The organism is Actinocatenispora rupis, from assembly GCF_016861975.1.
Lineage (GTDB): Bacteria > Actinomycetota > Actinomycetes > Mycobacteriales > Micromonosporaceae > Actinocatenispora > Actinocatenispora rupis.
In genome coordinates this window covers 12,373-24,926 of the sequence record NZ_BOMB01000024.1, presented here as the reverse complement: position 1 = coordinate 24,926, position 12,554 = coordinate 12,373, and the positions used below count along the sequence as shown (strand labels likewise).

13 protein-coding genes are annotated in these 12,554 nt (G+C 73.2%); 5 read left to right on the top strand and 8 right to left on the bottom strand.

What is annotated here, in order from left to right; all coding sequences use genetic code 11:
- Window positions 1-44: 44 nt before the first annotated feature.
- On the bottom strand, window positions 45-641 hold the full coding sequence (locus tag Aru02nite_RS21395) for a mycothiol-dependent nitroreductase Rv2466c family protein (RefSeq protein WP_203660720.1): 597 nt from the start codon (window positions 639-641) through the stop codon (window positions 45-47).
- A 209-nt stretch (window positions 642-850) separates the two neighbouring features.
- Between Aru02nite_RS21395 and pepN the strand changes: the two genes are divergently transcribed.
- On the top strand, window positions 851-3,394 hold the full coding sequence (gene pepN, locus Aru02nite_RS21390; protein WP_203660718.1) for an aminopeptidase N: 2,544 nt from the start codon (window positions 851-853) through the stop codon (window positions 3,392-3,394).
- A gap of 332 nt (window positions 3,395-3,726) precedes the next feature.
- Here pepN and Aru02nite_RS21385 read toward each other — a convergent pair whose 3' ends face one another.
- Window positions 3,727-4,566 carry a class I SAM-dependent methyltransferase gene (locus Aru02nite_RS21385; protein ID WP_203660447.1) on the bottom strand — a complete coding sequence of 280 codons (840 nt, stop codon included), beginning with the start codon at window positions 4,564-4,566 and terminating at the stop codon, window positions 3,727-3,729.
- Window positions 4,567-4,634: 68 nt separating this feature from the next.
- On the opposite strand from Aru02nite_RS21385, the gene Aru02nite_RS21380 reads away from it, so the two are divergent.
- Window positions 4,635-5,228, top strand: a complete 594-nt coding sequence (locus tag Aru02nite_RS21380) for a TetR/AcrR family transcriptional regulator (protein ID WP_203660445.1) — start codon at window positions 4,635-4,637, stop codon at window positions 5,226-5,228.
- Between the two features lie 12 nt (window positions 5,229-5,240).
- On the opposite strand, the gene Aru02nite_RS21375 is transcribed toward Aru02nite_RS21380, so the two are convergent.
- Window positions 5,241-6,134, bottom strand: a complete 894-nt coding sequence (locus Aru02nite_RS21375) for an alcohol dehydrogenase catalytic domain-containing protein (RefSeq protein WP_203660443.1) — start codon at window positions 6,132-6,134, stop codon at window positions 5,241-5,243.
- Between the two features lie 113 nt (window positions 6,135-6,247).
- On the opposite strand from Aru02nite_RS21375, the gene Aru02nite_RS21370 reads away from it, so the two are divergent.
- Window positions 6,248-6,643 (top strand): winged helix-turn-helix transcriptional regulator, encoded by a 396-nt coding sequence (locus tag Aru02nite_RS21370; RefSeq protein WP_203660441.1) that lies wholly within the window; start codon window positions 6,248-6,250, stop codon window positions 6,641-6,643.
- 92 nt (window positions 6,644-6,735) lie between these two features.
- Window positions 6,736-6,921, top strand: a complete 186-nt coding sequence (locus Aru02nite_RS21365) for a hypothetical protein (RefSeq protein WP_203660439.1) — start codon at window positions 6,736-6,738, stop codon at window positions 6,919-6,921.
- Between the two features lie 368 nt (window positions 6,922-7,289).
- On the opposite strand, the gene Aru02nite_RS21360 is transcribed toward Aru02nite_RS21365, so the two are convergent.
- Genes Aru02nite_RS21360 through Aru02nite_RS21350 form a run of 3 tightly spaced genes read right to left on the bottom strand, consistent with a single transcriptional unit; the run spans window position 7,290 to window position 9,511 of the window.
- Entirely contained in the window at window positions 7,290-7,790 is a 501-nt protein-coding gene (locus Aru02nite_RS21360; RefSeq protein WP_239076852.1) for a DUF5130 family protein, read from the bottom strand.
- A complete protein-coding gene (gene ctaJ, locus Aru02nite_RS21355; RefSeq protein ID WP_203660437.1) occupies window positions 7,777-8,070 on the bottom strand; it encodes an aa3-type cytochrome oxidase subunit CtaJ in 294 nt (97 codons plus the stop codon). Before ctaJ ends, Aru02nite_RS21360 begins: the two co-directional genes overlap by 14 nt.
- Before the next feature lie 19 nt (window positions 8,071-8,089).
- Window positions 8,090-9,511, bottom strand: a complete 1,422-nt coding sequence (locus tag Aru02nite_RS21350) for an amidase (RefSeq protein ID WP_203660435.1) — start codon at window positions 9,509-9,511, stop codon at window positions 8,090-8,092.
- Window positions 9,512-9,673: 162 nt separating this feature from the next.
- Here Aru02nite_RS21350 and kynU point away from each other — a divergent pair, with 162 nt between their 5' ends.
- Window positions 9,674-10,930 (top strand): kynureninase, encoded by a 1,257-nt coding sequence (gene kynU, locus Aru02nite_RS21345; RefSeq protein ID WP_203660433.1) that lies wholly within the window; start codon window positions 9,674-9,676, stop codon window positions 10,928-10,930.
- Window positions 10,931-10,934: 4 nt separating this feature from the next.
- On the opposite strand, the gene Aru02nite_RS21340 is transcribed toward kynU, so the two are convergent.
- Together Aru02nite_RS21340 and Aru02nite_RS21335 are read right to left on the bottom strand one after the other, a co-directional pair.
- A complete protein-coding gene (locus tag Aru02nite_RS21340) occupies window positions 10,935-11,828 on the bottom strand; it encodes an EamA family transporter (protein WP_203660431.1) in 894 nt (297 codons plus the stop codon).
- An 87-nt stretch (window positions 11,829-11,915) separates the two neighbouring features.
- A complete protein-coding gene (locus Aru02nite_RS21335; protein WP_203660429.1) occupies window positions 11,916-12,476 on the bottom strand; it encodes an HNH endonuclease in 561 nt (186 codons plus the stop codon).
- Between the last annotated feature and the right edge of the window lie 78 nt (window positions 12,477-12,554).

The following is a 12,554-nucleotide window of genomic DNA, read 5'->3' as shown; positions in this document are numbered from 1 at the left end:
CCGGTGTCCGGTGGGAGTCGGTCCCACCGGGCACCGGCGGGCGGTCAGTCGAAGATCGGGCCGCGGGTACGGGTGCGCTTGAGTTCGAAGAATCCGTCGGTGGACGCGACCGCGAGGACGCCGTCCCAGAGCTTGCCGGCGGCCTCGCCCTTGGGCGCGGGGCTGATCACCGGGCCGAAGAACGCGACGAGCCCGTCCGCACCCGGTACGTGGATGACCGGGGTGCCGACCTCGTACCCGACCGGGTCCATGCCCTCGTGGTGGCTCTCCCGCAGCCGCTCGTCGTACTCGTCGGTGTCGGCGGCGTCGGCGAGTTCGACGGGCAGCCGCGCCTCGGTCAGGGCGGCGACGTACAGGTCGCGGTTCTTCTCCTGCTTGAGCGGGTGGATCCGGGTACCGAGCGCCGTGTACAGGTCGCGCAGCACCTCCGGGCCGTACTTGCGCTCGGCGGCGATGCAGATCCGCACGGCGCCCCACGTACCGGAGAGCATGGTGCGGTAGTCGTCCGGGATGTCCTTGTCCTCGTTGAGAACGGCGAGCGACATCACATGGAACGTGGTGTCGATGGGGCGGACGCCCTCGACCTCCAGCAGCCAGCGGGAGGTCAGCCAGGCCCACGGGCAGGCCGGGTCGAACCACATGTGCACCTTTGTCCGGTCGTTCTCGCTCACGCTGTCCTTCTCTCTGTCCTCACACAGCAGGTTCCCTAACAATTGCTACCGCAACCATGAGCCTGCCGGTAGGTATCCGCGCGGGCCGCCCCGGGCCGTGGAACACTCGCCAGAGCACGCACATGCGGCGGCCCACGAGGCCGCCAGGCACCAAGCCTCAAGGAGGAGACTTGCCAGGCATCCACAACCTCGCCCGGACCGAGGCTGCCGAGCGCGCCCGGCTGTTGTCCGACGTGACGTACCGGGTCGAGCTGGACCTGACGGACGGTTCGGGCGCGCCCGGCGAGCAGACGTACTCCTCCCGCAGTGAGATCACCTTCCGCTGCGCCGAGCCCGGCGCGGCCACGTTCGTGGAGATCTCCGCCGAGACGCTGCGGTCGGCCACGCTCAACGGCACCCCGCTCGACCTCTCGTCGTACGACGCGGAGAAGGGGCTGGCGGTGCCCGGCCTCGCCGCGGAGAACGTACTGGTCGTCGACGCCGACTGCGTCTACTCGACGTCCGGGCAGGGCCTGCACCGGGCGGTCGACCCGGTCGACGGCGAGGTCTACCTGTACAGCCAGTTCGAGACGAACGACGCGCAGCGCACGTTCGCCTGCTTCGACCAGCCGGACCTGAAGGCGAAGCACACGTTCGTGGTGACGGTGCCGAAGCACTGGACCGTCGTGTCGAACTCGCCGGTCGCCGAGACCGCCGAGCGCGAGCACGACAAGGTCGTCACGTTCACCGAGGGCGCCCTCATGAGCACGTACGTCACGGCCGTCTGCGCCGGGCCGTACCACGAGGTGCGGGACTCGCACGACGGCATCGACCTCGGCGTGTACTGCCGGAAGAGCCTGGCCGAGCACCTGGACGCCGACGACATCCTGACGATCACCAAGCAGGGCTTCGACTTCTACCACGCGCAGTTCGGCATGCGGTACCCGCTGGCAAAGTACGACCAGCTGCTGGTGCCGGAGTACAACGCGGGCGCGATGGAGAACTTCGGCTGCATCACGATCTCCGAGGAGCACTACCTGTTCCGCTCGCAGGTCACCGACTTCGAGTACGAGCAGCGCGCCAACACGATCCTGCACGAGCTGGCGCACATGTGGTTCGGCGACCTGGTGACGATGCGCTGGTGGGACGACCTGTGGCTGAACGAGTCGTTCGCCGAGTGGGCCAGCCACTGGTGCAACGCCGAGGCCACCCGCTTCGCCGACGCCTGGACCACGTTCCTCGCGCTGCGCAAGCGCTGGGGCTACGGCCAGGACCAGCTGCCGACCACGCACCCCGTGTACACCGACGTGCCGGACGTGGAGACCGTCGAGGTCAACTTCGACGGCATCACGTACGCCAAGGGCGCCAGCATCCTCAAGCAGATCGTCGCGTACGTGGGGCGTGACGCGTTCGTGCGCGGCCTCCGGGCGTACTTCCCGAAGCACGCGTGGGGCAACGCCACGTTCGACGACCTGCTCGGCGCGCTGGAGGAGGCGTCCGGCCGCGAGCTGCGCGGGTACGCGTCGCAGTGGCTGACGACCGCGCAGGTCAACACGCTGCGCCCGGAGGTCGCCGTGGACGGCGACACGTACTCCGCGGTCGCCGTGCTCCAGGAGGCCCCGGCCGACTACCCGACGCTGCGCACCCACCGCCTCGCCATCGGCCTGTACGACCTGGACGGCGGGAAACTGGTGCGGCGCAAGCGGATCGAGCTGGACGTGTCCGGCGAGCGCACCGAGGTGCCGGAGCTGACCGGCGAGCGCGTCCCCGACGTGCTGCTCGTCAACGACGACGACCTGACGTACGCGAAGATCCGGCTGGACGAGCGGTCCATGGCGACCATCGTCGAGCACATCTCGCACTTCGCCTCGTCGCTGCCGCGCGGGCTGGTGTGGGCGGCGGCGCAGGACATGCTGCGCGACGCGGAGCTGCCGGCGCGCCAGTTCGTGCAGCTCGTCGCGACCGGCATCGCCGCCGAGACCGACGTCAGCCTGGTCACGATCCTGCTGCGTACCGCCCGCCAGGCCATCAACCTGTACGCCGACCCGGCGTGGCAGGCCACCGGCCGGGCGATCCTCACCTCCGCGCTCACCGACGCCCTGCGTACGGCCGAGCCCGGCGGCGGGCTCCAGCTCACCTTCGCCCAGGAGTACGCGTCGCTGGCGCGGACGCCGGACGAGCTGGCCGTACTGCGCGGCTGGCTCGCCGGCGAGAACGTACCGGCCGGGTTGACCGTCGACACCGACCTGCGCTGGCACCTGACGCAGACGCTGGTCGCGCTCGGCGAGTACGGGGCGGCGGAGATCGACGCCGAGCTGGCCCGCGACAACACCGCGAGCGGCCAGCGGCAGGCGTCGCTGGCGCGGGCGCTGCGGCCCGACGCGGACAGCAAGGCCGACGTGTGGCACCAGATCACCACCGACACCAAGCTGCCGAACTGGCTCCAGCGCGCCATGCTCCAGGGCTTCTGGCACTCGGCGCAGCTCGACCTGCTCGCCCCGTACCGCGACCTGTACTTCACGGACGTGGCCGGCGTGTGGGGCCGCTTCGACGGCGAGGTCGCGCAGGTCTTCGCCATTCTCGGGTACCCGAGCCTGCTGGTGGACGAGGCCACGGTGGCGGCGACCGACCAGTGGCTGTCGGGCGACCACCCGGCGCCGCTGCGGCGGCTCGTCGCCGAAGGCAAGGACGGAGTACAGCGGGCGCTGCGGGCGCGCGCCTGCGACATCGCCGCCGGCGCCTGACCGACGCCCCACGACGAGGGCCCGGGACACCCCGTCCCGGGCCCTCGCCGTCTCCGTACGCAACCCGTTGCAGCACAAGCGAACCCCGCCGGCAACCGGGTACGACTCAGCGCGTCGCCGTCGCGCGCGTACTGGAGAGCCGTTGCGGCACAAGCGAACCCACCAAATCACCGTCACACACGGCCCGGAGATCTGTTGCGGCACAAGCAAACCCTGCCGGATTGCGCGAATCGCCCGTTGCACACGGGCCTGGAATCCGTTGCGGACCCGCCACAGGATCCGGCGCACCGCCACCGCCCACGGTCGCGGGATCCGTTGCGGCGCAAGCGGAGTCAGGAGACAGGGAGTCGGCGCGCCGTCGCCGCGAGCGTCGTGTACGGCATGGTGAAGCTGCCGCCGAGCGCATCGACGGCCGCGCCGACCTGGTCGAGTATCTCGGCCAGGGCGGCGGGTTCGAGCCGGGTGAGGGCGCCGGTGGTGGGCAGGTGGTCGAGCCACTCCTCCCGCGTGTACGACTGTGGCCAGGTGAAGCGCCACTGTTCGGGCTCGTCGTACCCGCCGGCGGTGCGGATGCCGTCGGCGGCCCGCGCGAACATCTCCTGGTAGATGTCGAGGGCGGTGCGGGTGCCGGCGGCCGGGCCGCGGTTCATGGGCGAGTCGGGCGCGACCCGGCGGAACGCCTCGGTGTACGCGGCGGTGACGGTGGGCGGCGCGTCGAACGCGTGCCCGAACACGGCGAGTCGCCCGCCGGGGCGCAGGATCCGGGCGGCCTTGGCCGCGCCGGCGACCGGGTCGACCCAGTGCCACGCCTGGCCGGCGACGACCGCGTCGTACGTGCGGCCGGCGGGCTCCCACTCCTCGAACGTCCCCACCTCGGCCGAGACCCCGGTACTCCGGGCGAACTCGACCATCCGCGCGTCCGGGTCGACACCGAGCACGGTGCACCCGGCCGCCGCGAACTGCCGCGCGACGATGCCGGTTCCGCAGCCGACGTCGAGTACCGCGGTGCCCGGGCTCGCCTCGACGATCCGCGTCACGAGCGCGTCCGGGTACGGCGGGCGGGCCCGGTCGTACCGTGCCGCGTCGACGCCGAACGACTCCGCCGTCGTGCGGGCCTGATGCGCTTCAATGGGTTGCGGTGCGGGGTCCTCCCGCGGCGGTAAAGTGACCATGCGCCCACCTTAGTGGGCGCTCGCCCACTCAAGCAATCCGGGTGGGCCGGACGAACGGAGGCAGCCCCGTGCCCACCGGGGTACACATCCGCGACGCACGACAGCAGCTCCTCGACGCCGCCGTACGGATCCTGCTGCGCGACGGCGCGACCGGGCTCACCAGCCGCTCGGTCACCACGGAGGCCGGCGTCGCGAAAGGCGTGCTGCACAAGCACTTCGCCGACTTCGACGACTTCCTCGCCGAACTCGTCCGCGACCGCCTCGCCCGGCTCGGCGCCCAGACCACCGCGCTGCGCGGCGCCGCCGGGACCGGCACCGTCACCGGCAACCTCACCGCCGCCCTGACCGAGCTGTACGACCCGATCGCGGTGTCGGTGGTCGGCCTCGTCGTCTTCCGCGACACCCTGCGCGAACGCCTGCGTACGGCCGACCCGGCCACCGGCATCCCCGTACTCACCGAGGCCGTCGCGATGCTCGCCGCGTACCTCACGGACGAGTGCGAGCTGGGCCGCATCGCCGCCGACGCCGACGTCGACTCCCTCGCCGCCGCGCTCGTCGGCGGCGGACACCTGCTGTTCGCGGGCGGATCCGACGACGGCGACACCGTGCACGACATGGTCGACGCCGTACTCGCCGACGTCGTGCAGCGCCGGCTGCTCTGACCGCGCCGCCGCTCAGGGCACGAGCACCACGGGCGTACCGCGGCCCGGCTCGGCGGCCCGCGCGTACGCGGAGGTGGCGTCGGCGAGCGGGAAGCGCTCCGGCTCCGGAACGTCGAGTACGCCCGCGGCGGCCAGGGCGACCAGCTCGGTCAGCACCGTCCGGTCGCCGTACGCCGCGACCGCCCGGGTCGTCACCCCACGGAACGCCGGCGGCAGCGGCAACACCGGCAGCACCGACAGGTACCGTCCGGCGGACCGTACCGCGTCGAGCGCGGTGGCGCCGAGTCCGGCCGCGTCGAACGCCCCGTCCACCCCACCCGGTGCCAACGCGCGTACCGCATCGGGCCACCCGTCCGCGGTCTCCACGTACGGCGTGTCGACCCGGTGCCCGGCGCCGGGACGTACGGCGGCGACGACGCGCAGCCCGCGCCGTACCGCGAGGGTGGCGGCGTGCCGGCCGACGGCGCCCGCGGCCCCGGTGACGAGCAGCGAGTCACCCGGCGCCAGCCCCAACGCGTCGAGCCCCTGCCACGCCGTACTGGCGTTGAGCGGGAACGTGGCCGCGCGTACCGGATCGAGGTCGGGGGCGGGCGCCACCGCCGCGGCGTCCAGGACCACCAGCTCGGCGTGGCTGCCGAGCGCCGGGAGCAGCCGGTCCCGGAAACCCACCACCCGTTCGCCGACCGCCGGCCCGTCGACGCCCGGCCCCACCGCGTCCACCGTGCCGGCGACGTCCCAGCCGAGCCCGGCGCCCGCGAGCTCACCGAACAACCCCCGCGCGGTCGCCACGTCCACCGGGTTGACCGCCGCTGCCACCGTCCGGATCCGTACCTGCCCCGGGCCCGGCTCCGGCGCCGCGACGTCCACCAGCACCGGCCCCCGCTCTCCCCGTACCACTGCGCGCATCCCGCGTACTCCCTCGTTCCCGTCGTGGTTGTCGCGCCCACGCTAGGTCCAGGTACTCTCCATCGGGAAGTAGGCACCTGAAAGTACGTAACGGGTCCGGAGGTGCGTGACCGATGGCGACGACGACCGCGGGACAGAAGCGGGCCGAGGCGAAGCGGGAGTACGACGCGTACATCGCGGCCTGCCCGTCCCGGCAACTGCTCGACACCGTCGCGGACAAGTGGGTCACGCTCGTGCTCACCGCCCTCGCCGACACGCCCCTCCGGTACTCGGAGCTCAGCCGGCGCATCGCGGGCGTCAGCCAGAAGATGCTCACCCAGACGCTGCGCACCCTGGAGCGGGACGGACTGGTCGACCGCGCCGTCACCGCAACGGTTCCGGTCCGCGTCGACTACACGCTCACGCCGCTCGGCGAGAGCCTCGTCACGGTCATGGCCGGCGTGAAGACCTGGGCCGAGGCCCACATGCCCGAGGTACAACGGGCCCGCCGCAGGTACGACCGGCGCTGACCCCGCCCTGCGGGTATCCGACAGCGCGACCGTGTCCATCCGTACCAGAATCGCTACTGGACTACGACGGTCAGCACAGTAAGGTGAGCGCCATGTCGGCACCAAGCACCGTGTGTGGCACGTGCCTCGGGTCCGGCGAGGTGTTGCACATCCGATCGACGGTCGTCGACGGCCGCTACCGCACCTTGCAGGGCTTCGAGCCGTGCCCGCGCTGCGGCGACCCCGACGAGGCCGCCCAGCGCCCCACCCTGGGCCAGGAATCCACCGGCACCGACTGACACGTCCCGCCCACGCGCGATTGCCGTCCACGGCACGCCGACAGCAGCGAACCGGCCCTACCTGCGCAAGCCTCGGTCGCGATGTGCGGTGGCAGAAGCGGGCGAGCGCAATCCGGTCAAGGCCGGACGGCGACCCGCGGCAACGGAAGCGCCTCGCTGATTCGACTCTGTCCCAACACGTTGTGGGGAGACGGAAGCCAACCGACCCGTGCGGATCCAGGCTCCAACGGCGATGTGTGGAGACGGAAGCGAGCCGAGCCCGATTCGTTCGCTCGCAAGCCGAGCACAGGCGCCGTGTGCGGTCAGCACACAAGCCTGGGATCGGCGCCGCGAGCGGGCGAATCGGGCCGGCGCAGCGACCCTGACCGCTAAGGGATGCGGGCCTGATCGGAGAGCATGCGGAGGCCGGTGACGAGGCCACCGGCGAGGTCGCCGCCGGAGAACGCCGACGTCATGGACAGCGCGGCGAGCGCGCACACCCGGTCGGGGAGTTTCTTGGCGGCGAGGGCGCCGGTGACGATCTCGACGACGCGCTGGTTGGGCGAGACGGCGAGCAGCACGCTGCTCTCCGGGTCGGCCAGCCGGTCGTGCAGGTCGTCGGCGGCGCGCCGCTGGTCGTCGCCGGCGAGGTCCCCGACGTACACGCTGAAGGTCAGTCCGGACTGCTCGTCGGCGGAGCGCAGCGCCTCGTCGAGCCGGACGAGCTGGTTGCCGTTGAACGGACCGTCGGCGACCCCGTCGTAGAGCGAGCCGCGTGTCGGCGGGTGCTCCAGCGGCTCACCGTGGTCGGTGACGCGCGGCTCGATCGCCGCGTGCTTGCCGCCCTCGGCCTTCGCGTCACCGGTCATCTCGGCCTCACCAACTGCCACTTGCGCCTCCCTTGACCCCGTGGACCGAACCGGACCGGCCCGCCGGCGTCAGCTCGGCACCCGCAGCCTCAAGCGCGGGGTGGTCGTCCGTCGGCATCTCTGCGGGGCCGACGATCCGCTCGGGTGCGGCAAGGAACCACACCGGCGCGAACTCGAACGGTCGGCCCGGACGGTAGCGCCGGGAGCGGCGCGAGCCCGCACCGTACACAGCGGCTGCCATCAGCAGGAACACCCCGACCGGGATGCCGACGAAGACGAGCAGTACTTCCCAGGTTGTCACGACTTCAACGCCCCTCGCGTCAAAGGGAACGTGGATCAGGCTTCACCGTAGCGGAGGGTAGCTTGGTCCAGATGGCCGGGTGCCGCTCTTTCCACCCGGCCGGGTCCTCGACCGCCGCGGCCACGGCGAGCAGCGTGGCGTCCGCGCCCGGGGCGGCGGCGAGCAGGGCGCCGACGGGCAGCCCGTCCGGGGTCGTACCGACGGGCAGGGTGACGGAGGGCTGCCCGGACAGGTTGTGGACCGAGCAGTACGGGGAGAGCGCGGTCTGCTGGTCGAAGTCCTCTTCCGGGCTCATCGCGGCGAAATGCCCGATCGGTACGGTGGGGCGCGCCAGCGTCGGCGTCAGTACCAGGTCGTAGCCGGCGAGCGCGCGGGCGGCCCGGCGTACGGCGGCGGTCAGCCGGGCGTGTGCGGCGAGCACCTCCGCCGCGGTGTACCGGCGGGCGCGGTCGGCGAGCCAGCGGGCCATCTTGGTGGTGCCCCGGCCGCCGCCGAGCCCGCACTGCAGGACGCGGAAGTCGGCCAGCATCGCCGGATCGTACGGGGCGGGCACGTCGACGATCTCGTGGCCGAGCCCGGCGAGCAGCGCGCTGGCCCGCTCGTACGCGGCGCGGCAGTCGGGGTGCACGGGCGTGTCGTACAGCGGCGGGGTGGTGTGGCGGGCGATGCGCAGCGGACCGGTGGGGCGGCGCAGGGCCGCGGAGTACGAGCCGCCGGGCGGTGGTGCGGGCGCCGGGAACGGCTCACCCGGCACCGGTACGGCGAGCGCGTCGAGCAGCGCGGCGGCGTCGGCGACGGTACGGGCGATCGGGCCGTGCGTGGCGAGGCCGAAGCCGCCCGAGCCCGGTACCAGACCGCGACTCGGCTTGTACCCGACGAGGCCGCAGAGGGCGGCGGGCACCCGGATCGAGCCGCCGCCGTCGCTGCCGTGCGCGACCGGTACCAGGCCGGCGGCGACCGCGACCGCCGCGCCGCCGGACGACCCGCCCGGGCTCAGGTCGGTACGCCACGGGTTGCGCGCCGGCGGCCACGCCTCCGTCTCCGTGTACAGCGTCGTGCCGTACTCGCTGGTGGCGGTCTTGCCGAGGGAGATCGTGCCGGCCGCGCGCAGCGCCGTGACCAGGTCGGCGTCGGTGTCCGGCACGTGCTCGGCGAACGCGACCGAGCCGTACGTGGTGCGGACGCCGGCGGTCGCGGTGAGGTCCTTGACCGCCACCGGCAGGCCGTGCAGCGGCGGCAGCGGCTCGCCCATCGTCACCGCGACCTCGGCCGCCTTCGCCGCCGACCGCGCCTGCTCCGCGCTGACCGTGACGAAGGCACCGAGCCCGGCGTACGCCTCGATCCGGGCCAGATGGTGCTCGACCAGCTCGACCGGCGACACCTCGCCCCGGCGTACCGCGGCGGTCATGGCCAGGGCGGTCATCGTGTGCAGCTCCCCCACGCCGGCAACGGTAACCACGCAGCGGCGCCGCGCGACCAGCGGATGCGTGACAGGATCCGGCGGCGGCCGGCAGGATGGCGCCATGAGCGAGCGTGAGCGAGCGAATCATCAGTGCTGTGCGTTCGTGCCTCAGGGCGGCTGCGAGCGAAGCGAGGAGCCGACGTGAGCGACGTGACCAAGGCGGACGCCGACGCGCGGGACGCCGCGGACCCGCTGGCCGGGTACCGGGAGCGGTTCGTGATCGACGATGGGGACCTGATCTACCTGGACGGGAACTCGCTCGGCCGGCTGCCGCGCGCGGCGGTCGACGAGATCGGCCGGGCGGTGCGCGAGGAGTGGGGCGGCGAGCTGATCCGCGGCTGGCGGCACTGGATCGACCTCGGCCGGCAGGTCGGCGACGTGCTCGCCGGTCCGGTACTCGACGCGGCGCCCGGCGAGGTCGTCCTCAGCGACTCCACCAGCGTCAACCTGTACAAGCTGGCCGGCGCGGCGCTGTCGGCCCGCCCGGACCGCCGGGTCGTCGTGGTCGACGAGGACAACTTCCCGACCGACCAGTACCTGATGCAGGCGCTGGCGGCGGAGCGCGGCCTGACCCTGCGTACGGTGGCCGCGGACCTCGACGAGGGGTTGTCCACCGACGCGGTGACCGCGGCGCTCGACGAGGACGTGGCGCTGGTGGTGCTGTCGCACGTGGCGTACCGGTCGGGGGCGGTGGCGGACCTGCCGGCGATCACCCGGCGGGCGCACGAGGTCGGCGCGCTCGTGCTGTGGGACCTGTGCCATTCCGCTGGCGCGGTTCCGGTACCGCTGCGCGCCGCGTCCGTCGACCTCGCCGTGGGCTGCACGTACAAGTACCTCAACGGCGGGCCGGGCGCGCCGGCGTTCCTGTACGTGCGGTCCGACCTGCAACCGGTGCTGCGCCAGCCGATCGCCGGCTGGTTCGGGCAGCGCGACCAGTTCGCCATGGCCGGTGGGTACGACCCGGAGCCGACGATCGACCGGTTCCTCGTCGGCACCCCACCGGTACTCGGCCAGTACGGGGCGCTGGCCGGGGCGCGGATCGCCGCCGAGGCGGGCATCGAACCGGTGCACGCCAAGGGAATGGCGCTCACCTCGTACGCGGTGGAGCTGTACGACGCGTGGCTCGCCGAGCTCGGCTTCACGCTCGCCAGCCCGCGCGACGCCACCCGCCGCGGCGCGCACGTGACGTTCCACCACCCGGAGGCGTGGCGGATCTGCCAGGCGTGGCAGGACGCCGGCGTCCTGCCCGACTTCCGCACGCCGGACCGGCTCCGCATCGGCCTCGCGCCGCTCTACACCCGCTTCGCCGACGTGTACGAGGCGTTCGACCGGTTGCGCCGGATCACCGCCGACGGCACCTGGCGCTCGTACCCGGCGGAGCGGTCGCGGGTGACCTGACGCGTCAGCCGAGGGTGATCAGGACGACGGCGCCGACCGCGGCGGCCAGCCCGACCGCCTGACCGCGGTGTACGTGCTCGCGCAGCACCAGCATCGCGGCCAGCACCGTGAGCGCCGGGTACAGCGAGGTCAGGACGGCGGCGACGGACAGCAGCGAGCGCTGCACCGCGAACAGGTACAGGATCGTCGCGCCGCCGCCGAGTACGCCGACCGCGAGCGCCGGGACCGCCGCCGTACGCGGCGGCAACAGCGTGGCCCGGAGCGCGCGGGCGCCGTTGCCGCTGCCGGCGCGGCGGGCGGCGACGACACCGCGGGCGGCGACGACGCCGCTCGCCACGATCGTCACGGTGGCCACCGCCTGGCCCAGCGACAGCGGCCACAGCCCCGACCCGGCGGGCACCCGGCCCAGCGCCACGAACAGCAACGCGAAGCCGCCCCCCGCCAGCAAGCCGTCCAGTACGCCGGAGCGGCGCGGGGTGTCGCCGGCGATGCCGGACTCGCCGCGGGAGATCAGCCACACCGCCGGCAGCGCCAGGACGATCCCGGCGACCGCGAGCGCGGACGGCCGCTCGCCGAGCGCGAGACCCACGAGTACGGGGAGGCCGGCGGCGCCGACCGCGGACAGCGGAGCCACCACGCTCATCCGCGCCGACCCGAGCCCCCGGTACAGGAAGGCGGTGCCGAGGCCGTTGCCGATCCCGGACAGCGCGCCCCACAGCAGCGCGGCCCCGCCCGGCGCGACGCCCATCGCGACGGCACCGGCGGCCACCACGACCATCGCGGACGCCTGCGCCACCACGGCCACCGCGTACGAGCTGGCGCGGCGCGAGGTCAGCCCGGCGACGAAATCGGACGCCCCGTAACACACCGCCGCAGCCAGCGCCAACACCGCACCCATGCCGCCCGAACCTACCGACCGCCGGGACCGCCGCCACCGATTTCCCACCACCCGCGCGGGTACGCGGAGGGGGTCGGTGCGCGGCGGTCAGGCGGTCGCCTCGCCGAGGCTCAACGGATCGGTCGGCTCCGGGTCGACGCCCAGCCAGGACGACCACCGCGGGTCTGGTGTGCGGTGGCCGAGAACGCGCCAGGCGGCACCCGTCGGTGCCACCGGGCTGGTCCGTAACCGCCAGCCCATCTCCGCCGGGGTGCGGTCGCCCTTGCGGTGGTTGCACCGGGCGCACGCGGCCACCACGTTCTCCCAGACGTGCGGACCGCCGCGACTGCGCGGCAGGACGTGGTCGATGGTCTCGGCCGGGCCCGTGCAGTACGCGCAGGACCAGCGGTCGCGGGCGAAGATCGCCCGCCGGGTCATGCCGATGGTCGCCCGGTACGGGATCCGGACGTACCGGGTCAGCCGCACGACGCACGGCGTGGGCAGTACCCGTCTGGCACTGTGCAGAAAGCCGTCGCCGTCGCTGACCTGGATCGCCTTGGCGGCGAGCACCAGCACCGCGGCCCGGCGCACCGACACGACGCACAACGGTTCGTACGTCGCGTTGAGCACCAACGCCCCGTAGCTGGTGGAGGGCCGTAACCCGGTCATCGCCCCACCTCCGTCCGCGCCCATCCTCCCCGACCGACGGCCCGGATGCACGTACTAATACGGAGCGCACACCTTCCG

Coding starts and splice junctions, on each gene's coding strand:
- Aru02nite_RS21370 (WP_203660441.1), top strand. CDS start 6,248: ATGGCGACGACGACCGCGGGACAGAAGCGGGCCGAGGCGAAGCGGGAG.
- Aru02nite_RS21375 (WP_203660443.1), bottom strand. CDS start 6,134: ATGCGCGCAGTGGTACGGGGAGAGCGGGGGCCGGTGCTGGTGGACGTC.
- Aru02nite_RS21340 (WP_203660431.1), bottom strand. CDS start 11,828: ATGGGTGCGGTGTTGGCGCTGGCTGCGGCGGTGTGTTACGGGGCGTCC.
- Aru02nite_RS21395 (WP_203660720.1), bottom strand. CDS start 641: ATGTGGTTCGACCCGGCCTGCCCGTGGGCCTGGCTGACCTCCCGCTGG.
- Aru02nite_RS21365 (WP_203660439.1), top strand. CDS start 6,736: ATGTCGGCACCAAGCACCGTGTGTGGCACGTGCCTCGGGTCCGGCGAG.
- Aru02nite_RS21335 (WP_203660429.1), bottom strand. CDS start 12,476: ATGACCGGGTTACGGCCCTCCACCAGCTACGGGGCGTTGGTGCTCAAC.
- Aru02nite_RS21385 (WP_203660447.1), bottom strand. CDS start 4,566: ATGGTCACTTTACCGCCGCGGGAGGACCCCGCACCGCAACCCATTGAA.